Raw genomic sequence first — 24,716 nt, forward strand, 5'->3', positions numbered from 1 at the left:
GCTTTGGGAGGTTTGAGTGACTGATTTTCCTGGTGAGGATTTTTCCTTCCAAGGACTGTTGTCTTCGGTTGCCCATGAGCCGGATGCGTTGGCGGCTATTCGCCGACAGATGGAGGCGGAGGGCGACTTGAGTGCGTCGCCTTCGTCGGGAAAGCTGTTGGCTTTGTTGACGTCGTTGACGCGGTCGCGTCGCGTCTTGGATATCGGTGCGGGACTGGGTTATTCGTCCGGCTGGTTTTTGCAGGCGTTGCCGTCTGATGGGCATTTACATGCCTTAGAAATTGATCGCGAGCGGGCGGCTAGGGCGCGGGAGAATTTGCGTCTGTTGGACCCTGAGGGGGAGGGGTCTGGTCGTTGGAATGTTGAGGCGGGGCCCGCTGTTCGGGCGTTGCATCAGTTGACGTGGAATCGGTTGGCGCCGTTTGATGTGGTGTTGATAGATGCGGACCCGGAGTCTGCGGCTACGTATTTGAAGTGGGCTTTGCGGTTGACTACGCCGGGTTCGGTTGTGATTTTGCGTGGCTTGAACGTGTTGGCGGACGCGGACTTGGAGGCTGCGGAACAGGCGTGGGCTGAGGAGTCGAAGGCCTCCGAATCTCTATATGCCGTAACCGGCATGAAATCTGCTTCAATAGATGCCGCTACAGGCATGTATGGTGCGCTCAAGCTTCTGCGGGATGACCCTCGTTTCGCAACCACGGCATTCGGCGGCGAGCATCAGTACACCTCAACGGGTACAGCGGTTGCGCTGATTACCGCGGCGAGCCCGCCGGCGTCCGCTGGAACTGATGTCCGCATCGAACCTATGACGCCGGAGACGGTCAGGGATGCGCTGCGAGTCAAAAACCAGGGCTGGCGCGACACGTACGACAAATATCTGGGCGAAGACGACCTGGATGACATGGACGCGCGGCTCGATAAGGACGTCGCGGCATGGTCTGCGATGTTGGAGCGCCCGGGGAATCAGTCGCGCTTCGCGGTTGCCCGCACATCGGATGGCCAGGTCGTAGGTGTTGCGACGGCGGCGCCTGTGCTTGATGACCAGGACCGTTTTGAAACGCACGCGAAGTGGCAGCTTTTCACGTGTTACGTGGATAAGGCGTGGCATGGCAGCGGTATCGCGTCGCGGCTGGTCGATTTCGTGGTCGGTGAGGATTCCTGCATTTTGTGGGTTGTTGAGGATAACGCCCGGGCGCGCGCTTTCTATACGAAGCTTGGTTTCGTTGCGGATGGCGCTGTTGAGGATTTGCCGGACGAGTGGTCTGGTGCGCGTGAGATCCGCATGATCCGCAACGTTCCAACGAAGAACCTCACTACGCATTCATGAGCAGGGGTTCGTCGCGCCGGAAGCGGGGGCGGGCGGCTCGTCGTTCGCAGGCTCTGCAGGTCGAGTCTTTAGCGCTCGATGGTGGTGTTGATTCCGATGCGGATGTTCCGCCGGTTGGTCCCGCGGATTTGCGGGAGGGCCAATGGCCGATTTCGACTGGCGTGGTGGCGTTAGAGCGGGATCCGTATTCGGATGACACATGGACGGTGCTCGTCAATGGGGTGCCGTCCTCGAGCGTGAATTTGTCAGATCCGCGGCACCTCGATTTCGAGTATATGCGGTGGATGGCATTAGTCCTGGGCATGTTTTTTGGCCGTGAGGATCGTGTGCGTGCGTTGCATCTGGGTGGCGGCGCGGCGGCTTTCCCGCGTTATGTGAATGCGGAGTTCCCTGAGTCCCGCCAGGTTGTTGTTGAGTTGGATGCGCGGCTTAATGAAATGGTGCGCGGCTGGTTTGCTTTGCCGCAGGCGCCGTTTTTGCGTCTTCGCTCTGGTGACGCTTTGGATGTTGTGCCGACGTTGATGGCGGGTAGCCGTGATGTTGTTGTGCGGGATGTTTTCGCGGGCGACGCGACGCCGGATGGTTTCGTTGATTCTGGGTTTGTCGCTGAGGTTGCGAGGGTTTTAGCCCCGGATGGGCTGTATCTGTTGAATGTGGGAGATGGCCCGGACCTGGTGAATATTCGGCGCGAACTCCCCACACTCAAATCAACCTTCGGCAACATAATTGCTGTTTCGGATCCCGCTGTGTTTAAGGGGCGCAGGCTAGGCAACATCGTGATGGGAGCGTCGAATCGGCCCTTTGGGGATACTGCGAAGCTGGTTAAAGGCTTGCTGTCTGACCCGCTGCCAGCTCAGTTAATTGAGAGCTCGGAGCTTGAAGCTCGCTTTGGCGCAGGGTGACCTACACACTAAAGACCGGGGCCAGCCGATGCAGTAAACATCTGCTGGCCCCGGCTCTTGGTCTGGCGCTGGTTACCGTGTTTGGCGTGGTTTGAAGATGGTGAGGTCTTGTTTTTCGCAGGTGGGGTCGTTGGTGGGGTTGCCTGGTTGGCAGGGCCCGGAGACGTTGACGGCTTTGAGTGTCCAGGCGCGGATGTTCAGTGGTTTGGCGTTGATATCGAGGGTGCCGGGGATGGTGTCCCAGGTTTTACCGTTATCGAGGCTGTACCGGCCGGTATAGGTCACGGTGGCATCGACGGTGTAGGTTCCGCGTTTGCGGTATTGGTGGGAGGTCGGTGTTTCTGTCTCCCATACGTGTGCTTTGGTGGGCAGCATCTTGCCTGGGGTGCGGGAGGTGCGGGTGTTGCCGTCCCCGTAGCTGTAGCTCCACTTTTGAGGTGTGAGTTCCACGGTGACTGGTTCGTCGAGGACCTTCACGGTTTTACGAACCACACCGTCGGACCCGCCTGTGTCGCCGTTGTTGCCGGTGAGGTAGAAGTTGGTCCAGGCGTTGGTGATGGTGTTGGGTTTGATCGCATCCGTGGTCACTTGGCCGGCATCGACCCGGATGCGTTTCGTTTCGGTCTCGACGAGGGTGCGGACCTCGGTCAGCGATAGCGGCCGCTGCTGTGGTTCTTGTTTGGATGGTTTGCCTTTGTATCGGCATGCGACCCGGGACTGACCCCCAGTCCGCGTGTAGAGCAGGTCGGATCGTTCGCCACACTCGCTCACGGCCCGGTGGGTGCACGCTTGGGTACGAGCTGCCTTGAGAGCGCGTCGGTCCTGAACCTCGGCTAGGTGAAGGCCGGTCCCAACCACTGTGGTCGATCCGGTGACCGCGCCGGACCGTGCCGCTACCCCCGTGGTCCTGCATGCTTGGTGCCATACAGGCCGCGGACCCAACCGCACCGGAGCGGCGGTCTGTTTCGTGCGGTGCCCCACAGGTTTAGTTCGATGGACAGTTTCATGTCTGGCTGATTGTGAGACTTCAACGCTGCCTGTGCCCGCCTCTTGGTCGAAGGATGCATCGGGTGATGCGAAAACGTAGCCTGAACCTAGAAGCATGAACGGAAGGATCATAAGCAGGCCGAGAGTCCGTTTATTCCGCAACTTGATACAGTCCTTCCATCTGCCATTTTCCGTCGACTCGGCGGAGCTTTACGAAGGCGTTTAACTCCGTTCCTCCCCGCAGTTCTTCGATCGGCTTCGATTTACCATGAGCGAATCGTTTACGTGGAGTCTCCGTTACAGTGAATTGGACCTCATAAAGTCCGTCGTTGTATTCCCTCAAATCGGGGTAAATATCGTTAAGAGTCAAGTCACCGCCGACGTTCCAGGTTTTCTGCGTTTGCATGACTTTGTAGCCATCTCGCAGCCCTTGGCAGTAGTCGCACGACTTGCTGGTCATTTCCCAGAACTCGGGCCGCAGGTCGTTGGTTTCTAGGCCATAGTTGAATTCCTTGACCCAGTGCTCAATGAACGCGACCTGGCCGGCCTTACTTTTCTCTTTCGCTACCTTGGGCAGCGGTCCCGGGTCAGGAACGTTGCGTGCCGGATGCTTGGATGTGGCCGGCTCGTATGGTCCCGATGGCGCTGCTGATTCAGATGGCGATGCGGCCGATGATGCGGGCGGTGGTGTGGCTGAGCTGTCAGCCACCTGGGTCACCGATGGCGATGCGGAAGCCGGCGGCGCGGTATCAGCCGGCGCCGCGTCGTCGTTATTGGTTCCGCAGGCCGCCAACCCGGTAGCGAGGGCAAGGGTGAGGAAGGTTGCGGTGGTGGTGGTTCGTTTCGGGTTGCGCATAAGGGGTCTCTTAGGGGGTTCTCGCTAGACGTGGTGGTTAGCGTGTTTGGCGTGGTTTGAAGATGGTGAGGTCTTGTTTTTCGCAGGTGGGGTCGTTGGTGGGGTTGCCTGGTTGGCAGGGCCCGGAGACGTTGACGGCTTTGAGTGTCCAGGCGCGGATGTTCAGTGGTTTGGCGTTGATATCGAGGGTGCCGGGGATGGTGTCCCAGGTTTTACCGTTATCGAGGCTGTACCGGCCGGTATAGGTCACGGTGGCTTCAACCGTGTAGGTTCCGCGTTTGCGGTATTGGTGGGAGGTCGAGGTTTCTGTCTCCCACACATCAGCTTTGGTGGGCAGCATCTTGCCTGGTGTGCGTGAGATGCGAGCGTTGCCGTCACCGTACGTATACCGCCATTGTTTTGGTGTGAGTTCTACGGTGACGGGTTCGTCGAGTACCTTCACCTTCTTACGGATCACACCGTCTGATGTGGGCGATCCGCCGTCGCTTCCGGTGAGGTAGAAGTTGGTCCAGGCGTTGGTGATGGTGTTGGGTTTGATCGCATCCGTGGTCACTTGCCCGGCATCGACCCGGATGTGCTTCGTCTCTGACGCGACGAGGGTCCGGACTTCGGTCAACGATAGTGGCCGCTGCTCTGGCGCTCGCTTAGATGGTTTGCCTTTATAGCGGCACGCGACCCGTGACTGGCCCCCGGTCCGCGTGTAGAGCAGGTCGGATCGTTCGCCACACTCGCTCACGGCCCGGTGGGTGCAGGCTTGGGTACGAGCTGCCTTGAGAGCGCGTCGGTCCTGAACCTCGGCTAGGTGAAGGCCGGTCCCAACCACTGTGGTCGATCCGGTGACCGCGCCAGACCGAGCCGCGACCCCCGTGGTCCTGCATGCTTGATGCCACACGGGCCGCGGACCCAACCGCACCGGAGCAGCGGTAGCCGGCTCTGGCGAAGAAGCCCCGGGAAGGGTTTTGACGTTCCGTTCCTCTTGCACGTCGTGTACCTCCAACCTGCCTCCTTCTCCGTCGTAGGAAACCTTTGCGGCGTTTGCAATACCACCATTGACGATTAAGAAGTAGCTGATGATTGCCGCAATAGCGCCGGTGATCTTGTTGCGAGTTTTAGCGCCCAGCACCGTATACCCCTTGGACTTCCCAGCCGTCATTCTTGCGTTCCAAGATGAGTGTTCCTGCATCAGTCGAGCCCGCTGCCGTTGTTTCTACTGCTGCTGACTCGCCAGGCCTAAAGAAGACCCGCTCTTCTTCATAAGCGGTAAACGTGACGTAGTACGTTCCGTCATCAAGTTTCTTATTGGGAGCGTGGATATTCTCGAAGTGGTTGTATCCGCCGACAATCCAAGCATTATCTTTCTTCATGCGCGCAAACGTTTTCTCGGCAGCTTGGCAGTATTTGCAGTCGCGTGAAGTGATCTCCCAGAACTCGTCCCGGAAGCCACCTGTTTCCCACGCATAGTTGACTTCTTTGAACCAGTGCTCAGCGAAAGCTATCTGCCCAACTTTGCTTTTCTCTTTCGCTACCTTGGGCAGCGGTCCCGGGTCAGGAACGTTGCGTGCCGGATGCTTGGATGTGGCCGGCTCGTATGGTCCCGATGGCGCTGCTGATTCAGATGGCGATGCGGCCGATGATGCGGGCGGTGGTGTGGCTGATGTGTCGGCCACCTGGGATACAGACGGCGCCGTATCAGCCGGCGCCGCGTCGTTGTTATTAGCGCCGCAGGCGGCTAGCCCAACCGCGAGAGCCAGCGTGAGTCCCGTTGCGATAGTACTTCGTCTTAGATCTGGCATGAATGTGCCCCTTAAACATGTCACTGCGTCCAGAAACTAAGGTAGGCAAACACAACTAGATGCACCATAGAAGAACAAAGCTCATATTAGATTCACAACCTGAGCACAGCTTTCAACGGTCGGATTCCCTGTAATTCCGCGGGAATCGATAACGGGACGGCCGCCTCGCCTTGTTGAACCTGTCCGAGCCTGCGGATAACAACAAGCGTGAAAGACGTCGAGAGTCATCAAAGCTACATAAGCGCGCCGGTAGCGCGCCGGTTGCGCTGCCCCGGCGACGGCCGTACCGCCGCCAGCCGGCCACCCGCCGGCCGCGGGTCCGCACCACCGAGCCACACCGCCACCCGGCCGCCCCGCATTGCCGGCCGTCGCCACGCCTGCCACCCCACCTCACCAACATAAAGCGGGGCTGCCGCGGCCAGTTTTCACTGGTCGCAACAGCCCCGCTGGGGTCGGCATTATTTCTACAATTTTAATGCCGAAGGTGAGATTTGGTTAGGCGGAGGCGCCTGTCCATCCGTCGACTAGACCCATCCCGAAGAACAGGATGAAGAACGCGGAGACGACCCACATGAGTGGGTGGACGTCTTTGACCCGGCCTTGTACGAGGCGGATGAACACGAACGCGATGAAGCCTGCACCGATGCCGTCCGCGATGGAGTAGGTGAACGGCATGAACAGGATAGTGAGGAACGCTGGCAGTGCGATGCCGATGTCGTTCCAGTCGATGTTGGTGACCTGGCTCATCATGAGGAAGCCGACGGTCACAAGCGCTGGAGCGACGGCTTCGAACGGCACGAACTGGACGAGCGGGGTCAGGAACATCGCGAGCAGGAACAGGACGCCAGCGACGATGGCTGAGATACCGGTGCGCGCGCCTTCGGCGATACCGGCGGAGGATTCAACGAAGATCTGGTTCGATGAAACGCCCGCGCCACCGCCGGCGACCGCGCCCGCCGCGTCGACGAGCAGTACGCGGTCCACGTTCTCGATGTTGCCGTCCTTATCGATCGTTCCGGCCGCGGTTGCGAGGCCGACCATGGTGCCCATCGCGTCGAAGAAGATGGACAGCAGGATTACGAACACCAGCAGGATCGCGCCGATCGCGCCGACGGATGCTGGGGTGAACGCTTCGACGACGTTGGCTTGCCCGATGAGGGACAGGTCAGGCAGCTGCCACGTGAAGTTCTGGCCTGGGACGACGAGCGCCCATCCGGTCGGGTTGTCTTCGCCGCCTGCGCCGATGTTGAGGGTCGCCTGCAGGATGTTCGCGAGGATCGCGGACGCGATGATGCCGATGAGGATCGCGCCGCGTACTTTGCGGACCACGAGGGCGATGGTGAGGAACAGACCGAACAGGAAGACGAGGGTTGGCCAGCCGACGAGGCGGCCGTTAATGCCGAGGGTGACGACGGTGCCTGGGCCGGTGCGTACGAAGCCCGCATTGACGAGGCCGATCAGTGTGATGAACGCGCCGATGCCGACGACGATCGCGGTTTTAAGCCCTGCCGGGACCGCGTTGAAGACTGCGGTTCGGAACCCTGTGAGCACGAGGACGAACATGATGGCACCCGCGATGACCACGAGGCCCATCATTGCTTGCCATGAGAGTCCCGGGTTGGTCGCGACGGTGACGGCTACGAGCGCGTTGACTCCGAGGCCGGTTGCGAGGGCGAAGGGCTGTTTCGCCCAGAGGCCCATGATGATGGAGAGGAGGCCGCCGACGAATGCGGTTGCTGCTGCGACGCGGGCGATGCCGAGTTCGTAGCCGTTGGTGTCGGCGCCTTGGAGGATGAGTGGGTTGAGGACGACGATGTAGCTCATCGCGAAGAAGGTTGCGAAACCGCCGCGGATTTCACGGCCGAGGGTTGAGCCTCGTTCGCTGAGCTTGAAGTATTTGTCGAACCCACTGGTGGTTTGGGTGGTTTGTGGTGATGACATGGTGTGAATTCTATCTGTTGTACGACGTGGGGTGAGGCTTGATGTCGCGGCTTTGCGTGGTGTTGTTGGTCGCTTTTGTGGGGTTGTGTTCGATGCGGGGTGGGGTTGGTCTGGGGTGTCAGGTTGCCGGGTGAATGATTATTGGTTTGAAAGTTATCGAATAGATGCAGGCTTGTAGTCGATTTATTGATGCTGTAGTTGTGATTTTTTAATGTGCGGTTGTGTGAAAGGTTGGTGAGAGGTTGCAAGGCCATCGCGCCTGTGAGGGTTTGCGCGGCGATACATGACCTGCTACAAGGTGTTGCCTGGAAAGTCGCTATTTTGTCACTTTGAAAGCTATATACTTTGCGGCCCTGTTGATATCATTAAGGCGTCTCATTAATCCACGATCTCAAGGAATGGGTGGAGTTCAATGGCTCGAATTGTTGTCGTCACCGGCGCTGGTTCTGGAATCGGTAAGGCTACCGCGGATCTTTTGCGGCAGCAGGGCGAGACCGTGATTGGCGTCGACTTGAAGGGCGCTGATCTTGAGGTCGATCTGACGAACATCGGGTCGATCGGGGACATGGTTGAGGCGATCAGCGAGAAACACGATCACATCGACGCGATCGTCGCGAACGCTGGTACAGCTTCGCAGACGCCACTCGATGTGAAGGTGAACTTCTTCGGCGCTGTCGACACGATCGAGGCGCTCAAGCCTTTGCTCGAGAAGTCGGACAATCCGCGCGTAGCTGTCACCGCATCGGCCGCTTCGCTTCAGCCGACGGACGTGAACCTGGTGAAGCTTCTGCTGGACGGCAAGCGTGACGAGGCCATCGAATACGGCGCCGCGCTCGCGGAGAAGGGCCAGGAAATCGGTTACGCGAACTACTCGGCGTCGAAGCGTGCGATCGCTACCTGGGTTCGCACCGTCGCCCCGACGGGGGAGTTCGCTGGTAAGGGCATCGCGATCAACGCGGTTGGCCCGGGCGTTGTTGAGACCCCGATGACGAAGGAGCTGCTCGCGACCGAGGAAGGCCGCAAAGCGGTTATGAGCGGCATGCCGGCACCACTGAACGGCGCCGTGCAGCCGGAAGCGATCGCTGAAGTGCTCGCGTTCCTCGTGTCGGAAGGCAACCGTTCGATGACCGGCCAGATCATCTACGTCGACGGCGGTTTCGACAGCATGGATCAGGGCCGCGGCGCCGACATCTGGCACGAACCAAAGCGTATGGACGAGATCGCATAACGCGCAGTTTTTAGATTCAACGGCCAACGGTGTCGGGATCCGCAAGGTTCCCGACACCGGTGCTTTAACTAACTAACACCAGCAGAAGGCGACAAGTAGCGACCACGCATCCACCCCATCGTCCTTTCAATCTTGGGCAACGTGAGTGCTGTAAAACTAAACCTTCGGCATCGTGAGTGCTGTTATTAATCTCCGGTTTTAGACCACGACTTCTCGCGGATACACAGGTTTCGCGGGTACGGTGGAAGTAGAACGCGGAAAACGCGAATCATCTGTAGGAGTTTCACCATGACCGAAAACCCAGAGACCACCCCGACCCCTCCCGCCAACGAACCGAACGTTGACACGTCGGCGTTGGACCTCGCCGCGATCCGTTTGGAAGCACGCAAGCAGGAGGACGCCCGCAACAGGGAAGAAGCGCAGAAGAAGAACACGCCTGGCGCTGGAGCTGTCGTCGTGGGTGTCGATGGTTCGGAGCAGTCGCTCGAAGCACTCGCGTGGGCAGCGGCCGAGGGTGGCCGTCGTAATCTTCCGGTTGAGGCCGTGATGTCGTACACGATCCCAACGTTCGTTGCTACCGCGATGGACGCCGGATATTCGGCGCTGGATGATGAGACGCTGCGTTCCGGCGCGGAGACGGTTTTGCGTGAAGCCCTGGCGGACTTGGATCGCCGCCGTCACGAGAATCCTGAGGTTCCGTTCGCTCCGGTTGACCGCGTGCGCGCCTACGTTGAAACGGGCGATGCGGCAGGCACTTTGCTGGAATACTCGCAGCACGCTGAGATGGTTGTGATGGGTGCTCGCGGCCGTGGCGGTTTCTTCGGCCGTATCTTGGGTTCGGTTGCTTCGGCTGTTCCGCCGCATGCACATTGCGCGACCGTGGTTGTGCCTAAGGGTTCGCTGGCGCGTAAGGAAGCGTCAGACACGGTTGTTGTTGGTGTGGATGGTTCCACTTCTGCTCGCCTGGCGATGCTGGATGCGGCTCGGGAAGCTGTTGCGCGCGGGTGTGAGTTGAAGGTTGTGTGGGCCCTGCCGCCGCTTTCAGGCACGCAGATGTGGGCGGCGTCCGCGATGGATCAGCAGTCGGTGATCCAGGAGATGAACACACAGCTTTCCGCAGCGGCTGACTGGTTGCGCCACCACTTTGAGGGTTTGCGCGTTTCGACTGCTGTTGTTGAGGGTGTTCCTGCTCAGGTTTTGATTGAGGAATCGAAGCGGGCCCGCCTGCTGATCACTGGTACGCGTGGCCGCGGCGGCTTCGCGGGCATGCTGCTGGGTTCGACGTCGCAGTCGGTCTTGAACCACGCGAAGTGCCCTGTGCTGGTGGTTCCGGCTCGTAAGGATGAGCGTATTGAGAACCGTGGCGAGTTCGGTCCGATGCCGGAGGCTGAGGAGAACTAACCGCCCCGTTTCGTAGGGTCTGGTCATGCCGGTGGGGCATGGCCAGACCCTTACTTTTTAATTTTGCTGGGGTTTAGTAGCGTGCCGCCAGCGGGTAGATGTTGTTGACGTAGCTGATCGGGGTGACGGAGATGCCTGCCCGCGGGTTGCGGGCGTGGACTACCTGGCCGTTGCCGATGTAGATCGCTACGTGGTAGATGCCCGATGGGGCGCCGTTATTGGAGGAGAACACGAGGTCCCCAACCTGCAGGTTTTTAAGGTTGACCTGCTGTGGTGCGCCGGTGAACTGTGCACTTGCTACGCGCTGTGTTGAAATACCGGACTGGCGGAACGCGTTCTGCACGAAGGACGAGCAGTCGAAGTATCGTGGACCGTTGGCGCCGAATACGTAGCCGTAACCGCTTGAGTTGGCGATGTTGAGTGCCCAGTTGAGAGCGGCCTGCTTGCCTGTTCCGGCGGATGCAACCTTCTTCTTGGCATCCTTAGCCTTCTTCTTTGCAGCGGCCTTCTTTGCGGCTTCTTCCTTAGCCTTCTTCTCAGCGGCGCGCTTCTCAGCGGCGCGCTTTTCAGCGGCCTTCTTCTCAGCGGCGCGCTTCTCAGCGGCCTTCCGCTCGGCTTCAGCGCGAGCGGCTTCCTCAGCAGCCTTCTTTTCGGCAGCCTTCCGAGCCTCTTCTGCCTTCTTAGCGGCTTCGGCTCGCTCGGCAGCTTCGCGCTCGAGGCGTTCGCGTTCGGCTTGCTGAGCTTCTTCTGCCTTGCGCTTGGCGTCTTCCTGTGCCTTGCGTGCTTCTGCGGCCTTCTTAGCTGCTTCAGCCTGCTCGGCTTCGAGCTGCTTGCGCTTCTCTTCTGCCACACGTTCGCGTTCGGCCTGCTCGGCGGCCTCGCGTTCGGCTTCTACGCGGGCGGCTTCTTCCTCTGCTTGTCGCTGTGCTTCAGCTAGCTCTTCGTCACTCGGGCCGTCGACGATTTCGCCGGCTACCGCATCGTCGGCTTCATCTTCGATGACGTTTTCAGGGCGTTCGATGCCGTCGACGACGGAGCTGGCCTGCTCTGCGGCCTGTCGCTCGGCTTCGGCGCGCGCAGCTTCAGCCTGGGCGCGGGCTTCTTCTTCACGCTGAGCTGCCTGTGCGGCTTCGAATTCGCGCTGGAGGCGTTCGTCTTCGCGCTTCTGGAAGGCCTTTTCTTCTTCGGAGCGGCTCGTTCCGTTGAGGTCAGCGAGGCGGTCAAGCAGTTCGTTCTGGTCTGCGGTTGCCTGCAGAACGGTGACGCGGGTTTCAGTGGCGACCTTCTGCGCCTTGGTTTCGGCGTCGGTCTGCTCGCCGAGTGCCTTCTCAGCGGCGTGTGCAGTTGCTTGTGCGTACGCGTCCCACTGGGATGCGAGCTCGGTTGCGTTGCGTGCGTTGGTGAGGTCGCGGGCGCGTGCGTCGGAGAGGTGACGGAGAACGTCGGAGCGGTTCAGGAGCTCCTGCGGGTCTTCGGCGGTGAGGAGTTCTGCTGGGCCGACTTTGATGCCGCCGTTGCGGTAGGTTTCCGACGCGATGCGGCCGAGGTCTTTGCTGGCGCGCTTTTCTGCCTTGCGTGCGGCCTCGAGCTGGCGCTTGGCTTCAGCGGCTTCTTCACCCTTCTGGACAGCGCGCTGCTGAGCGGCGCTGAGGGCGTCCCAAGCAAGCTGTGCGTTGGCCTGGGCGGAATTGAGGGTGAGAGACGTCTGGGTTAGCTGCGTCTCGAGGGTTTTGCGCATTTCCTTAGCGGATGCTGGGGAAAGCTTCGCAGTGTTGACTTCGTGTGCAGATGGGACGTTTGCCCGCTGCTTCTGCAGTGGCTTTGCGGTTGGTGCGCCCGGGAATGCGTTGGCGACGCCGACGAAGGTGGTTGCGGTGATCGCGACGGCGGTGACCGCGGCGGCAAGGCGGAATCGCTGTGCCATGGGGAAGTCCTTTTGTTTGGGGAAGCTCTGATTTGCCTGAATCGCGGCCCGCTTGTTGCGGCGAGATCACGATTCAGTAAAGGTCTCTCGGACACTCTACGAAACTTCTATAACGTTGGCAACATCGTAAACACAATTCACAGTAGTCACATGAGTAACACGAGTAACATTCGCCCCACAGATCTTTATCTTTGGCAACAAAATTGTCGTTATTAAGTACAGGAAGGATGCAGCGGCATGGCCTCGCAGGCCGCATAGGTAACGCAGAAATAACAGCACTCTTGATGCCGAAGGTTTGATTACAGGGGATGTGGGGCTGAAAAGAGACGCATCCCTTTCGGGTAACTCAGCGGAATCTACGCGGAATGAGTCGGGTTGGCGCTTAGAGTAGTTCTATGGACGTGATCATTTCTAAGACAAGAACAGATGCCGAAAAGAAGGCTGGCGCTGAAGTTGTTGACGCCATCCGTCGCAAGCCAGATTTGGTTCTTGGTTTGGCGACCGGTTCTTCGCCGATCGGCATTTACAACTACGTGGCGGAGCATGTTTGCGACCACGGGCTAGACGTGTCGAAGATCACGTGTTTTGCGTTGGATGAGTACATCGGCTTGGAGCCAACGCATCCGGAGTCCTATCACTCGGTGCTGACTAAATACGTCACTGAGCAGTGGGGTTTGAAGCCTGAGCAGGTTTTCATCCCTAATGGCATGGCTGAGGATCCACGCGCTGAGGCGGAGAAATACGAAGCTGAAATGGCTAAGCGTGGTTTCGCTGACCTGCAGATTGTCGGTATCGGCAGCAACGGCCACATCGGGTTCAATGAGCCGGGCTCCGCGTTGGGCTCACGTACTCGCGTGAAGACGTTGCACCCGCAGACGCGCCAGGATAATTCCCGCTTTTTCGATAACGACATCGATGCTGTCCCTGTTCACTGCATTACGCAGGGGATCGGTACCGTTATGGATGCGGACCGGGTGCTCATGATTGCGACGGGCGCGGCGAAGGCTGTTGCGGTCGCAGGCATGGTGGAAGGCCCTGTTGCTGCGATGGTTCCGGCGTCTGTGCTTCAGTTCCATCGTCGCTGTGATGTGTATGTCGATGCGGTTGCTGGTGCAGCGTTGAAGGCGCGGGATTACTACGATTTCGTTTCCGCGAACGAGGACGCGATTCCGAAGCCTCGCCGCTAATTTTTCATCTTTGGCATCGTGTGTGCTGTTATTTTGCGTCGCAAATAACAGCACACACGATGCCAAAGGTTTTAACGGGGGGTGGTTAGCCCCAGCCGAGTTCGTGGAGTTCGTCTTCTTCGAAACCGAGGTGGTGGGCGATTTCGTGGACGAACGTGATGTGCAGTTCCCGCACGATTTCGGCCCAGTTGGCGCAGGTTTCTTCGAAGGTGCTTTTGAAGAGGACGATGCGGTCGGGGAGTTGCCCCATTTCGTCTTCGCCGCGTTCCGTGAGTGGCGTCCCGTCGTAGTAGCCGTAGGTGAGCGCGTCGGGGTGTTCGCTGAATCCAGGTTCGGGCTCTTCCTCGATGAAGATATGAACGTTGTTCATCGCGGCGGTGAGCTCGCGAGGTAGCTGCTCGTATACCGAGTGGGCTGCGTATTCGAACGCTTCGGTGGTGACGCGGAAAGCCATGTTTTAACCATATGCGGCACCGGGTGACACGCCGATTAAACCTTGAAATCTCGGGGTTTTAGGTTAAATCTTGTGCTCGATTAGTCTACTTCGCGTTTATGCATTACACTGGTATCTCGGTGCACAACGCACTAGGCCCCCATCGTCTAGCGGCCTAGGACACCGCCCTTTCACGGCGGCGGCACGGGTTCGAATCCCGTTGGGGGTACGTTCAAAACTTTGGATTTGGACTACAAGATAAGTCCTGGTAGAGTTTTGACCTTGTGAGCGTTTTCGCTTCACGGCCCTGTAGCGCAGTTGGTTAGCGCGCCGCCCTGTCACGGCGGAGGTCGCGGGTTCAAGTCCCGTCAGGGTCGCGAGATCTTCGAAAGAAGCATCTGAACGGCCATCGCAAGATGGCCGTTCGGCTCTGTAGCTCAGTTGGTAGAGCGTTCGACTGAAAATCGAAAGGTCACCGGATCGACGCCGGTCGGAGCCACGTTTGAAACCCCCACTTCGTGTGGGGGTTTTTCTTTTTAATTCTGCTCCCGATGTTGCACGGGCTAGCAGGTGAATGCCCGGCCGCCGCTCGGCCTCCACGGCCGCCCGGCCGCCGGGGCCCGCGCCCCGCGGCGCACTCGTTAGCCAACAGGCAGGTTTTGTTGGGCTAGGTAGTCGAAGTCGCGGACATTTCCGCGTCTTCTTGCGTCTTACCGTGCGGTAGAGCGAAGCGGATTGTCATGACGATCAGAGCAAGGATGGTCCACCACATGTAGCTGTTAGCGACGATAATCTGCCAGGTGTTCCAGTGGTATTCGGTGTCGTTGTCGAAGGGCACGAACGCGTATGGTTCGTAAGCGAACGCTATGAAGCCGAGAGTGACCAGGGTGATCGATAGCCAGCGTGGGTTCGCGAGTGGGAAAGCGCGGTTCGCGGTTGCATAGCTCGCGAGTGCTACCAGGAGAATTGGCGCCCATGTCCAGTGGTGGCTCCAGGAGACTGGGCTGGCGAGGAGCGCGAAGAGAGAGTTGACGCAGAGCGCGGCGATCGGCGCCTGAGCTTTCAGTAGGTTGTGCATGATGAATGCGATGACTGCCAGTGCGAGGCAGACCAGCACGACCCATAGTAGACCGGACGATTCGTCGGTTCGGAGGCCTGAGCGGTAGAGCAGGCCGTTGATGCTCTGGTTCAGGGCGTATGCGGAGCTACCGATCCGCCCGGTTTCGATGAGCGTGTGAGTCCAGTATTTCAGCGAGTCTTGCGGCAGGATGAGCCACCCAATGGCGGTTGCGCCGATCGTTGCTGCGCCCATCCGTAGGATGGAGCCCCAGTCTTTACGTAGGAGGAACCAGAGGCCGAACACAGCGGGTGTCAGTTTGATGGCTACGGCTGCGCCTGTAAGAAGACCGCGATAGCGGCGAGGTACGACGAGCATGTCGACGAAGACTATGCCCATGAGTAGTACATTGATTTGTCCGTAGCCGATGGTGGTGTTGATGGGACTTAGGTAGATGAAAACTGCGGTGAGGGCTACTGAAATCCATCCTGCCGACATGCGGTCTAGTCGTGCCGCCGAGTTCAGTGTGTAGGCGAGCATCCACCATGTGACGCCGACTGTGGCGCAGGTCAGTAGAACGGCAGAGACGTTGAGGTGGACTAGCGCGAGGGGAGTGAAGAGTAGCGCGGAGATCGGCGGGTAGGTGAATGGTAGGTAGATGTCTTCGGTGATGTGGAACGCGCCGTCGTAGAGTTCTTGGCCGTCTAGGACGCGTTGCGCTCCGAGACGGTAGACGTCGAGGTCTAGGTTGTAGTTGAAGCCGTCGAGATTGAAGATTTTTTCCAGAACTAAAAGAACAAGCAGTACGCTCAACACTATTTTCGTTGTGCGGTTGATGTTGAGGTGCTTATAATCCGCCGGGTTTGGCGAAATCAGTTCTTTTGTCTGCATAGAGGCTGATTATTCCACTAATTCTGTAACCTCATGGAGCTGGCAATGCAGAGGGAGTTGAGCTGCTTCGTGCGTGGATGTTCTGCTCCCGATGCTGCAGGGGCTAGCAGGTGGATGCTCGGCCGCCGCTGTGTTAATAGCCTCGCCGACAAAGTCTCGACGTTGAAGGAATGCTTGCATGCATTTGATGCCGATGAATGTCTTTCATGCTTGCTGTTATCCGCAGGCCCGGACAGATTAAACATGACGACGCGGTCGTTCCGTTGCTGATTCCCGCGGAATCACAAGGAATCCGACCGATTGAAGCTGTGTTGAAGTTGTGAATCTAATATGAGCTTTGTTCTTCTATGGTGCATCTAGCTGTGTTTGCTTACCTTAGTTTCTGGAAACAGTGACATGTTTAAGGGGCACAATCATGCCAGATCTAAGACGAAGTACTATCGCAGCCGGACTCACGCTTGCCCTCGCTGTTGGGCTAGCTGCCTGCGGCGCAGATAACGACGACGCGCCAACGGCTGATACCGCGCCGCCGGCTTCCGCATCACCATCAGTAACCCAGGTGGCTGACGCCTCAGCCACACCATCGCCCGTATCATCGGTCGCATCGGCTTCTGAATCAGCATCGCCATCAGGACCCTACGAGCCGGCCACACCGAAACACCCCGCACGCAACGTACCCGTCCCGGGACCGTTGCCCGAAGTCGCGAAAGAAAAGAGCAAAGCGGGGCAGGTCGCGTTCATCGAACACTGGCTGAAAGAGCTTAACTACGGGTGGGAAACCGGATCCTTCCGGGACGAGTTCTGGGAAATCACTTCACGTGACTGCAAGTACTGCAACGAAATCAACAAAACGTTCTCGCGTATGAAAGACCACAAGGCCTGGACTGTGGGCGGGAAAATCCGTTACGAAAAGATCAAAGCACCGAATAAGAAGCTTGACGACGGCAACTACTACGTAACGTTCACAGTCCACGAGGCGGAACGTTCCTACTTTGTACCAGGAAAAGCCGAAGCCGAACAAACCGTGGCAGCCAACTCAACTGATGACGGCATGCTTGTGCTGGAACGTGTCGATAATCGCTGGAAAATAGAGGGGTTCTACGGTGTCAAACGCTAATACGCACAAGAAGCTCCTCGCTATAACTTCCACACTGACATGCCTTGTTCTCCTCTTCGTCGGCGAGAGGGCGCTTGCTATGGACCTCAATTTCCAGGACCAAGGGGTCGAAGCCTCAAACTTCTCTGAACAAAATTCGCGTGAGACGGGGCAAGTCCCACCGCCAACGAAATCTGTCACCCCGCCGGTGAAGGCTGCTGCTCCGGTGCGGTTGGGGTCGCGGCCTGTGTGGCATCAAGCATGCAGGACCACGGGGGTAGCGGCACGGTCCGGCGCTGTCACCGGATCAACTCGAGTGGTCGGGTCCGGTCTGCATATAGCTGAGATGCAGGACCAGAGAGCTCTCAAAGCAGCCCGCACCCAAGCGTGCACCCACCGGGCGGTGAGCGAGTGCGGGGAGCGATCAGACTTGCTCTACACCAGGACTGGGGGTCAGTCCCGGGTCGCGTGCCGATACAAAGGCAAACCATCTAAGCAAGCGCCAGAGCAGCGGCCATTATCGTTGACCGAGGTCCGGACCCTCGTCGAGACCGAAACGAAGCACATCCGGATCGATGCAGGGCAGGTCACCACGGATGCGATCAAACCCAACACCATCACCAACGCCTGGACCAACTTCTACCTCACCGGCAAAGACGGCGACACAGGCGGGTCCGACGGTGTGGTTCGTAAAACCGTGAAGGTGCTCGACGAACCGGTCACCGTGGAACTCACACCTCAAAAGTGGAGCTACAGCTACGGCGACGGCAACACCCGCACCTCCCGCACCCCAGGCAAGATGCTGCCGAGCAGAGCACACGTATGGGAGACAGAAACACCGACCTCCCACCAATACCGCAAACGCGGAACCTACACCGTCGATGCCACCGTGACCTATACCGGCCGGTACAGCCTCGATAACGGTAAAACCTGGGACACCATCCCCGGCACCCTCGATGTCAACGCCAAACCACTGAACATCCGCGCCTGGACACTCAAAGCCGTCAACGTCTCCGGGCCCTGCCAACCAGGCAACCCCACCAACGACCCCACCTGCGAAAAACAAGACCTCACCATCTTCAAACCCCGCCAAACATGGTAACCAGCGCCACGCCTTCGATACACGTTAGAGACGTCCCCATGCGAAACCGGAAACGACCCACCACCGCGACCATCCTCACACTCGCCCTCACCGCTGGGCTAGCAGCCTGCGGCGTGGATAACGATGCGAAGCCTGCCGCAGCGGCCGGGTCAGCATTACCATCGGAAAGCCCAAACGGCAAAGAAACCAAAGACGCGAAAGACCCAAAAGAGAAAACCCCTGAAACCAGCTCATCTCCAGCGAAACTGCATGAACTAGCGACATCCAAACGCCCAGCACGTAACGTCCCTGTCCCAGGTCCACTCCCCAAGGTCGCAAAACAGACGAACAAAGTAGGCCAGGCGGCTTTTGTTGATCACTGGTTGAAGGAAGTCAACTATGCGTGGGAGGTCGGTTCCTTCCGGAAAGAATTCTGGGAGATCACCTCACCCCAGTGTGAATACTGTAAAGCCGTTGACAAGGTCTTCTCACGCATGAAGGACCGCGACGCCTGGGTGGTCGGTGGAGAGATTCGTCTTGAAAACGTGCACATTCCAAATAAAAAGCTCAAGAACGGAAACTACTACGTGACGTTCACAGTGCACGAGGACGAGCGCTCCTATTACGTGCCCGGGAAAACGAAACCAGTCCAAACTGTAGAGGGAGGATGGGGCGACGGCACCGCTATGGTCTTGGAGCGCAAAGAAGCCGGCTGGAGAATGCGCGGGTTTTACGCAATCGACGATTTGCCTCGAGAGAAGTAAGGGGCACTAACAGGCGCGGTCAGCGCCTACCGGCCCTACGCAAAACACCAGCCTCTAACCAGCGTGAGCCCACATCGAAATTGAATCCCACCGCCGCCGCAACCGGAAATAAGCGGACGCGGCGCTCGACACATCCTCATCCAATAACGCATCCAACCCATCGGCGACATCCAAAGCCGAATCATCCGGCCACGCCCTCGCCGTCAACAAGCCATAATCCAGCTCAACCATGGAATCCGGGTGGAACTGCCCCAACCAATCATGCAACTCGGCAACCGACGCCAACATGCCACCCGGTTCTGACCCGTCATCATCCACACCTGACGCACCAAACAGGCCGGATAGCTCGCCATCCTCATCGAAACCGTCCGCATCGGACTCATCGCTCATAATCATAGAAAGGGACGACAACGCCTCAACCGCATACGAAGCTCGCTGGCGAGCCAACACCAAAGGCACCCGCACCGAAGCCGTGAACGGCTGCGAATCATCCGCCGTGACGACCTCCTCCTCATCCCCGGGACGGAACAGCGTGAACCAACTCAACGGGACCCGCCACGTAGACATCCGCGTGAAGGCGGATCTCCCGGTTGAGACGTTCGGTGGGGTTGTTGGACCAGATCTGCCGCCACACATCGTCGGGGAACCCGGTGAAGGCGAGCAGGTCCTCACGGGCATCGCCGAGGTGGTCAGCAACCTCGGGCAGCCTGCTGTCGGTGTACTCCAGCAGGCGGTCGAACTGCTCGTGCACGGCCGATGCGGTGGGCTGGTCGTACACGCTGTGCAACATCGCCTTCACCGCCGGCCACATGGACTTGGGGCACACGGCCATGAGGTTGGCGGCGTAGTGGGTGCGGCAGCGCTGCCAGGCGGCCCCGGGCAGGTGTGCCGCGATCGCCTCCACCAGCCCGGCGTGGGCATCGGAGGTCACCAGCCGCACTCCGCCCAGGCCACGGGCCACCAGGTCGGCGAAGAAGGTGTTCCACGAGGCCTTCGTCTCGCTGGTGGCGACTTGCATGCCCAGGACCTCGCGGTGGCCGTCACCGTTGACGCCGGTGGCCAGCAGCACCGAGGCTTTGACGACCTGCTTGTTCTCGCGGACCTTGATCGCCAGCGCATCAGCGGTGACGAACGTGAACGGCCCGGCCTCGTCCAGACGTCGGTGGCGGAACGCGGCGACCTGCTCGTCGAGGTCGGCGGCCATGCGCGAGACCTGGGATTTCGACAGGGCGTGGATGCCGAGCGTCTTGACGAGCTTGTCCATCCGGCGGGTGGACACACCAGCGAGGTAGCAGTCCGCCACGACCGTGATCAGGGCGGACTCGGCCCGCTTGCGGCGCTCGAGCAGCCACTCCGGGAAATACGAGCCCTGGCGCAGCTTCGGGACGGCGACATCGATCGTGCCGACGCGGGTGTCCAGCGGGCGCTGGCGGTAGCCGTTGCGGCGATTCGTCCGCTGCTCGGAGCGGGCGTTCCATTCGGCCCCGCACACGCTGTCGGCGTCGGCGGAAAGCAGGGCGTTGATCATGGTCTGCAGCAGCTCGCGCATCAGATCCGGTGATGCATCGGCGAGGGCACGGGGAATCGGCCAGCCACATCCCGTGCTCCTGCAATCGCTCACTATGAGCCTCCGCCGCAGCCGGAGGGAACCAGGCATCCAAAACATCCTCGGGCGCGTAATCCTCCAACAAAGACGCCGCAATACCCGCCCGCAACGGCTCCTGCGCAGGGCAAAACATCACGACATCGCCATGATCCCTGTCGAGCAGAATCGTGCGATACTGCTCAACCGTCCCATGCGGAAACGGATCCACCCGCGGCCGCGAAATACGCGCCAAAGAACGCCACAGCGTAGCCTCTTCATAGAATGGCGCATCCAACGCATGCCCCGGCGTGGCAATCAGAGACTGTTCAGCGTCATCGAAACTGGAAAACGGCGAATACACACGCAAATACGCGGTAGGCGGTGCGTTACGCAACGTCCCCATGGACATCTCCGGAAAACCGCCGATGCCGCGGCCACTACCGCTGCCGGCGCCGCCAGCGCTGTTACCGATGCCGTCACGGCCGGTGCCGCTACCACCGGTGCCGCCGTCGTCGTTGCCTGAAAAAGTCGCCATCAGACCGCTGAACCCAACTGAACCAACCCAGCGGAACTTTACGCCAGCGTCACGACGACCGGCGCATGATCCGACGGGCCCTTACCCTTGCGTTCCTCACGGTCAACGGCGGCATCAGTCACGCGCGCAGCCAAAGCGGGGGAGAGCAGCTGGAAGTCGATGCGCATCCCCTCACCCTTAGGGAAACGCAGCTTCTGATAATCCCAGTACGTGAACACACCGGGGCCGGGGTGGCGCTCACGCATCGGATCCACAAAACCGGTGCCCAGGAACGCGTGGAAAGCGTCGCGCTCGGGTTGGGAAACGTGAGTGAGTCCGTTGTCGAGGAAGTACTGCATATCCCATACGTCCTCGTCGCGCGGGGCGATGTTCCAGTCGCCCGTCAACGCGATTTGCGCCTGCGGATCCTCCGCTAGCCAGCCGGCCGCCTGCCGGTTCAGCTCCGCGAGCCACTCCAACTTATACGGCATGTGCTCATCGTCCAGGGCGCGCCCATTCGGCACGTACAAGCTCCACACGCGCACGCCACCACAGGTCGCGGCGATCGCACGAGCCTCCTGAACCGGATCCACCCCGCCCTTACCGAACGCAGGCTGGCCAGGGAACGTCCGCTCAACATCCTCGAGACCCACACGGGACGCGATCGCAACACCATTCCACTGCGAAAAACCGAAATGCGCTACGTCGTAATCGAGCGACTCGAACAGTTCCCAGGGGAAGTTCTCGTCCTTGCATTTGGTTTCCTGGATGGCCAGAACATCAACATCATTCTGCTCAAGCCACGCCTCAACACGGTCAGCGCGGGCCCGCAGCGAATTCACATTCCACGTTGCAATCTTCACGCACACAACCGTATCAACGTCCGCGGTGGCAGGGCGGCAGGGCACGATGCGGCGCCTCGGCAGTGCAAGGCCGCCACCCGCATCGGCGGCTACTTAGACCGGACCGACTTCAGCGCCGGGAAGTCGCGCTCCTTGTACTCGGTGCCCTGAGCATCGGGCAGCAGCTGCCCGTCGGGGCCGCGCTTCGCGGATTCTTCGTTGCGCAGGTCAACGCGGCGGATCTTGCCGGACACGGTCTTCGGCAGGTCCGCGAATTCGAGGCGGCGGATCCGGCGGAACGGTGGCACGTTTTCCTTGCAGTAACGGAAAATCGATTCCGCGGTTTCCGGGGTCGGTTCGTGCCCGGCCGCGAGAATGATGTACGCCTTCGGCACGGACAAACGGATCGGATCCGGCGACGGCACCACGGCGGCCTCCGCGACGGCGGGATGCTCAACCAGGACAGACTCCAGCTCGAACGGCGAAATACGGTAGTCCGAAGACTTGAACACGTCGTCGGCGCGCCCCACATATGTGTAGATGCCGCGCTCATCCACCTCAGCGATGTCGCCCGTGTGGTAGAGCCCGCCGCGCATCGCACGCTCGGTGCGTTCCGGCTCGTTGTAGTAGCCCGCCATGAGCCCGCCCGGGCGTGGATCCAGACGCAAGCACAGCTCACCCAGCTGCGCCTCTTCGCCCGTGGTCGTGTCGATCAAGACCGGCTCGTAGCCCGGCATCGCGCGCCCCATCGCGCCGATCTTCACCGGCATACCAGGAGGGTTCGCAACCTGGACCGTGGACTCGGTCTGCCCGAAGCCGTCGCGGATCGTCTGACCCCACGCCTTCGCAACGGTATCGATCACAACAGCGTTGAGCGGCTCACCAGCGGAAACCAGCTTCTTCGGCGGGTTCGTCAGACGCGTCAAATCAGCCTGGATCAGCATGCGCCACACGGTCGGCGGCGCGCAGAAACTCGTGACCGACTCCTCCGACATGTGCTCCATCAACTTGATCGCATCGAAACGCTCATAGTTATAGATGTAGACGGTTGCCTCTCCGATCCACGGCGCAAAAACATTCGACCACGCGTGCTTACCCCACCCCGGGGACGCGACGTTCAAATGCACATCGCCCGGCTCAATCCCGATCCAATACATCGTGGATAGATGCCCCATCGGGTACGAATAATGCGTGTGCTCAACCAGCTTCGCTTGCTGCGTGGTGCCCGATGTGAAGTACAGCAGCATCGAATCGTCACCGGTGGCCTTGTGTTCCGGAACGAACGATTCCGGCGCGGCATCCGCATCGGCCCAATGATGAGCCCCAGCGAAAACCGAATCGACATCGATCAGCGAGTACTCGCCCTCGATGTCCGCGAACTTCTCCAGATCATGCTGGTCAGCGATGACCCAGCGCGCACCGCCACGCGTAATGCGGTCCTGAAGGTCGGCGCCCACCATCTGGGTAGTGGTCGGGATCAAAACCGAACCGAGCTTCACGGAAGCCAAAACCGACTCCCACAGCTCAACCCGGTTCCCGAGCATCAAAATGATCTTGTCGCCAAACTTCACACCCAGCTGCGCCCACCACGACGCCACCTGATTCGACCGCTCCGAAAGCTCCGCCCACGTGCGGGTGGTGCGCGTCTCGTCGTCCTCAACGATGATGAGCGCAGGGTCGTTCGCGCGCTCGCCGGCTGCGACCTGATCGAACCAGTCGAACCCGAAGTTGAAGCCCGGGATGTCCGGCCACGTGAACGTTTCACGCGCTTTTTCGTAGTCCTCCCGGTAGGTCAGCAACTGGTCGCGTGCGGCCTTGTACTGCTCGAATTGTTGCGACATGGGTTCCTCCCGGGGTTCGTCGATCCCGCCGCTATTGATGCGGGCGGGGAGCGCTGGTTCGCGCGGTTTTGACGAGGTTTGTGTTGAACGGATTGTTGTTTAGGTTATCGATAAAAACGTTTGCGAGCCGGAAAGATACGGACCATGACGAAGGTCATTCGTGGTGGCGGGGTCAGTTCCGCCACTGCCTCATTCTTTCCACCAGGCGTCCGATGGGGTGGCTGGGGTGCGGCGCTTGTGTCGGCTACGGAGGTAGGCGGCTTCGATGCGTTCTGCTGCTTCGTCTGGGACAGTTTCGCCGCGCAGATACGCGTCGAGGTGGGCGTAAGAGACACCCATTTCGTCCTCATCGAGCCGGCCGGGTTGGCCGTCCAAGAGGTCCGCGGTCGGGACTTTATCGACCACGCGTTGCGGCGCCCCGAGGTGACGCAACAGTTCACCGACCTGCCCCTTCGTGAGCCCAGCCAGCGGGAGCACATCGGCGCCGCCGTCACCGAACTTAGTGAAGAACCCCATCGTCGATTCCGCGGCCTGATCGGTACCAACCACCAGCTGGCCGCGTTCGCCTGCGAGTGCGTACTGTGCCGCCATCCGCATGCGGGCCTTCAGGTTGCCGCGGTTGAAGTCCGTGAGAGGGGAGCCCGTGGTGGCTTCGATCTGCTGCTCAAGGCCGGCGACACCCGGCGCGATATCCACGACGTGCGGGTCATCGGCCTGGATGAAGTCCATCGCGGCCTGCGCGTCGGCTTCATCGGCCTGGATCGCGTGCGGCAAGCGAACCGCGGTGAACGTGGCGTCTGTGTTGTGCTGGGTACGGAGGCGTTCGACCGCGAGCTGCGCGAGGCGGCCCGCGAGCGACGAATCAACCCCGCCCGAAATACCCAAAACATAGCCGCGCGCGTGAGCCGTGAGGGCGTAATCCACCAAGAACTGGACGCGATCCTCGACTTCCTGAGCCGCGTCAATCTTGGGTTTGACACCCATTTCAGCGATGACCTGTTGCTGCAGAGACCTCATAAACCCAGCTTAGTCCTAGGCGTGGGTGTGTGGGTGGGTGCGTGGGCGG

General features: G+C 59.8%; 20 protein-coding genes, 3 tRNA genes and 2 pseudogenes. 11 read left to right on the forward strand and 14 right to left on the reverse strand.

Annotated features, from left to right (window positions below):
- The first annotated feature begins 16 nt into the window (after nt 1-16).
- Entirely contained in the window at nt 17-1,327 is a 1,311-nt protein-coding gene (locus JOD50_RS04940) for a GNAT family N-acetyltransferase (RefSeq protein ID WP_204880633.1), read from the forward strand.
- The gene (locus tag JOD50_RS04945; protein ID WP_204880634.1) at nt 1,324-2,229 is read left to right on the forward strand and encodes a spermidine synthase; all 906 of its coding nucleotides are present in this window, start codon (nt 1,324-1,326) and stop codon (nt 2,227-2,229) included. Before JOD50_RS04940 ends, JOD50_RS04945 begins: the two co-directional genes overlap by 4 nt.
- A 72-nt stretch (nt 2,230-2,301) precedes the next feature.
- On the opposite strand, the gene JOD50_RS04950 is transcribed toward JOD50_RS04945, so the two are convergent.
- The 5 genes from JOD50_RS04950 to JOD50_RS04970 all read right to left on the reverse strand — a co-directional run bounded on the left by JOD50_RS04950 (nt 2,302) and on the right by JOD50_RS04970 (nt 7,806).
- Entirely contained in the window at nt 2,302-3,210 is a 909-nt protein-coding gene (locus tag JOD50_RS04950; protein WP_204880635.1) for a hypothetical protein, read from the reverse strand.
- 157 nt (nt 3,211-3,367) lie between these two features.
- Nucleotides 3,368-4,072 (reverse strand): DUF6318 family protein, encoded by a 705-nt coding sequence (locus tag JOD50_RS04955; RefSeq protein WP_204880636.1) that lies wholly within the window; start codon nt 4,070-4,072, stop codon nt 3,368-3,370.
- 37 nt (nt 4,073-4,109) lie between these two features.
- Entirely contained in the window at nt 4,110-5,225 is a 1,116-nt protein-coding gene (locus JOD50_RS04960) for a hypothetical protein (protein ID WP_204880637.1), read from the reverse strand.
- Nucleotides 5,182-5,865, reverse strand: a complete 684-nt coding sequence (locus JOD50_RS04965; protein ID WP_204880638.1) for a DUF6318 family protein — start codon at nt 5,863-5,865, stop codon at nt 5,182-5,184. Before JOD50_RS04965 ends, JOD50_RS04960 begins: the two co-directional genes overlap by 44 nt.
- Before the next feature lie 495 nt (nt 5,866-6,360).
- Nucleotides 6,361-7,806: an NCS2 family permease gene (locus JOD50_RS04970; RefSeq protein WP_204880639.1), complete on the reverse strand. Its 1,446-nt coding sequence runs from the start codon at nt 7,804-7,806 to the stop codon at nt 6,361-6,363.
- A gap of 412 nt (nt 7,807-8,218) precedes the next feature.
- Between JOD50_RS04970 and JOD50_RS04975 the strand changes: the two genes are divergently transcribed.
- Together JOD50_RS04975 and JOD50_RS04980 are read left to right on the forward strand one after the other, a co-directional pair.
- Nucleotides 8,219-9,034 carry an SDR family oxidoreductase gene (locus JOD50_RS04975; protein WP_204880640.1) on the forward strand — a complete coding sequence of 272 codons (816 nt, stop codon included), beginning with the start codon at nt 8,219-8,221 and terminating at the stop codon, nt 9,032-9,034.
- Between the two features lie 288 nt (nt 9,035-9,322).
- Nucleotides 9,323-10,435 carry a universal stress protein gene (locus JOD50_RS04980; RefSeq protein WP_204880641.1) on the forward strand — a complete coding sequence of 371 codons (1,113 nt, stop codon included), beginning with the start codon at nt 9,323-9,325 and terminating at the stop codon, nt 10,433-10,435.
- A gap of 73 nt (nt 10,436-10,508) precedes the next feature.
- On the opposite strand, the gene JOD50_RS04985 is transcribed toward JOD50_RS04980, so the two are convergent.
- Nucleotides 10,509-12,359 carry a C40 family peptidase gene (locus JOD50_RS04985; RefSeq protein ID WP_204880642.1) on the reverse strand — a complete coding sequence of 617 codons (1,851 nt, stop codon included), beginning with the start codon at nt 12,357-12,359 and terminating at the stop codon, nt 10,509-10,511.
- Between the two features lie 395 nt (nt 12,360-12,754).
- On the opposite strand from JOD50_RS04985, the gene nagB reads away from it, so the two are divergent.
- The gene (gene nagB / locus JOD50_RS04990; protein ID WP_204880643.1) at nt 12,755-13,546 is read left to right on the forward strand and encodes a glucosamine-6-phosphate deaminase; all 792 of its coding nucleotides are present in this window, start codon (nt 12,755-12,757) and stop codon (nt 13,544-13,546) included.
- 85 nt (nt 13,547-13,631) lie between these two features.
- Here the strand turns inward: nagB and JOD50_RS04995 are convergent, their stop codons facing one another.
- Nucleotides 13,632-14,000, reverse strand: coding sequence for a metallopeptidase family protein (locus JOD50_RS04995; protein ID WP_204880644.1), 369 nt, complete (start codon nt 13,998-14,000; stop codon nt 13,632-13,634).
- A gap of 135 nt (nt 14,001-14,135) precedes the next feature.
- On the opposite strand from JOD50_RS04995, the gene JOD50_RS05000 reads away from it, so the two are divergent.
- From JOD50_RS05000 to JOD50_RS05010, 3 genes are all read left to right on the forward strand, one after another.
- Nucleotides 14,136-14,208, forward strand: a tRNA-Glu gene (locus tag JOD50_RS05000).
- Between the two features lie 74 nt (nt 14,209-14,282).
- Nucleotides 14,283-14,356: transfer RNA gene (locus JOD50_RS05005), tRNA-Asp, on the forward strand.
- A gap of 49 nt (nt 14,357-14,405) precedes the next feature.
- Nucleotides 14,406-14,478, forward strand: a tRNA-Phe gene (locus tag JOD50_RS05010).
- A gap of 168 nt (nt 14,479-14,646) precedes the next feature.
- On the opposite strand, the gene JOD50_RS05015 is transcribed toward JOD50_RS05010, so the two are convergent.
- Nucleotides 14,647-15,927 (reverse strand): glycosyltransferase 87 family protein, encoded by a 1,281-nt coding sequence (locus JOD50_RS05015; protein WP_204880645.1) that lies wholly within the window; start codon nt 15,925-15,927, stop codon nt 14,647-14,649.
- Between the two features lie 415 nt (nt 15,928-16,342).
- On the opposite strand from JOD50_RS05015, the gene JOD50_RS05020 reads away from it, so the two are divergent.
- The 3 genes from JOD50_RS05020 to JOD50_RS05030 all read left to right on the forward strand — a co-directional run bounded on the left by JOD50_RS05020 (nt 16,343) and on the right by JOD50_RS05030 (nt 18,868).
- Nucleotides 16,343-17,044: a DUF6318 family protein gene (locus tag JOD50_RS05020; RefSeq protein WP_204880646.1), complete on the forward strand. Its 702-nt coding sequence runs from the start codon at nt 16,343-16,345 to the stop codon at nt 17,042-17,044.
- 502 nt (nt 17,045-17,546) lie between these two features.
- Nucleotides 17,547-18,125 (forward strand): hypothetical protein, encoded by a 579-nt coding sequence (locus JOD50_RS05025; RefSeq protein WP_204880647.1) that lies wholly within the window; start codon nt 17,547-17,549, stop codon nt 18,123-18,125.
- A gap of 113 nt (nt 18,126-18,238) precedes the next feature.
- Complete coding sequence (locus JOD50_RS05030; RefSeq protein ID WP_204880648.1) at nt 18,239-18,868, forward strand: DUF6318 family protein; 630 nt, start codon at nt 18,239-18,241, stop codon at nt 18,866-18,868.
- 54 nt (nt 18,869-18,922) lie between these two features.
- Here JOD50_RS05030 and JOD50_RS05035 read toward each other — a convergent pair whose 3' ends face one another.
- The 6 genes and pseudogenes from JOD50_RS05035 to nadE all read right to left on the reverse strand — a co-directional run bounded on the left by JOD50_RS05035 (nt 18,923) and on the right by nadE (nt 24,667).
- The gene (locus tag JOD50_RS05035) at nt 18,923-19,504 is read right to left on the reverse strand and encodes a DUF8083 family protein (RefSeq protein WP_476704302.1); all 582 of its coding nucleotides are present in this window, start codon (nt 19,502-19,504) and stop codon (nt 18,923-18,925) included.
- Nucleotides 19,395-20,489 (reverse strand): annotated as a pseudogene (locus JOD50_RS05040) (IS256 family transposase); the annotation flags it as partial. The gene JOD50_RS05035 and the pseudogene JOD50_RS05040, both read right to left, overlap by 110 nt.
- Nucleotides 20,482-20,988: pseudogene (locus tag JOD50_RS10735) on the reverse strand (DUF8083 family protein); the annotation flags it as partial. The pseudogenes JOD50_RS05040 and JOD50_RS10735, both read right to left, overlap by 8 nt.
- A 38-nt stretch (nt 20,989-21,026) precedes the next feature.
- A complete protein-coding gene (locus tag JOD50_RS05045; protein WP_204880650.1) occupies nt 21,027-21,830 on the reverse strand; it encodes an exodeoxyribonuclease III in 804 nt (267 codons plus the stop codon).
- An 89-nt stretch (nt 21,831-21,919) separates the two neighbouring features.
- Complete coding sequence (locus JOD50_RS05050; protein ID WP_204880651.1) at nt 21,920-23,650, reverse strand: AMP-binding protein; 1,731 nt, start codon at nt 23,648-23,650, stop codon at nt 21,920-21,922.
- A 189-nt stretch (nt 23,651-23,839) separates the two neighbouring features.
- Complete coding sequence (gene nadE / locus JOD50_RS05055; protein WP_204880652.1) at nt 23,840-24,667, reverse strand: ammonia-dependent NAD(+) synthetase; 828 nt, start codon at nt 24,665-24,667, stop codon at nt 23,840-23,842.
- Between the last annotated feature and the right edge of the window lie 49 nt (nt 24,668-24,716).

It is taken from the genome of Pseudoglutamicibacter cumminsii, assembly GCF_016907775.1.
Taxonomy (GTDB): domain Bacteria; phylum Actinomycetota; class Actinomycetes; order Actinomycetales; family Micrococcaceae; genus Pseudoglutamicibacter; species Pseudoglutamicibacter cumminsii.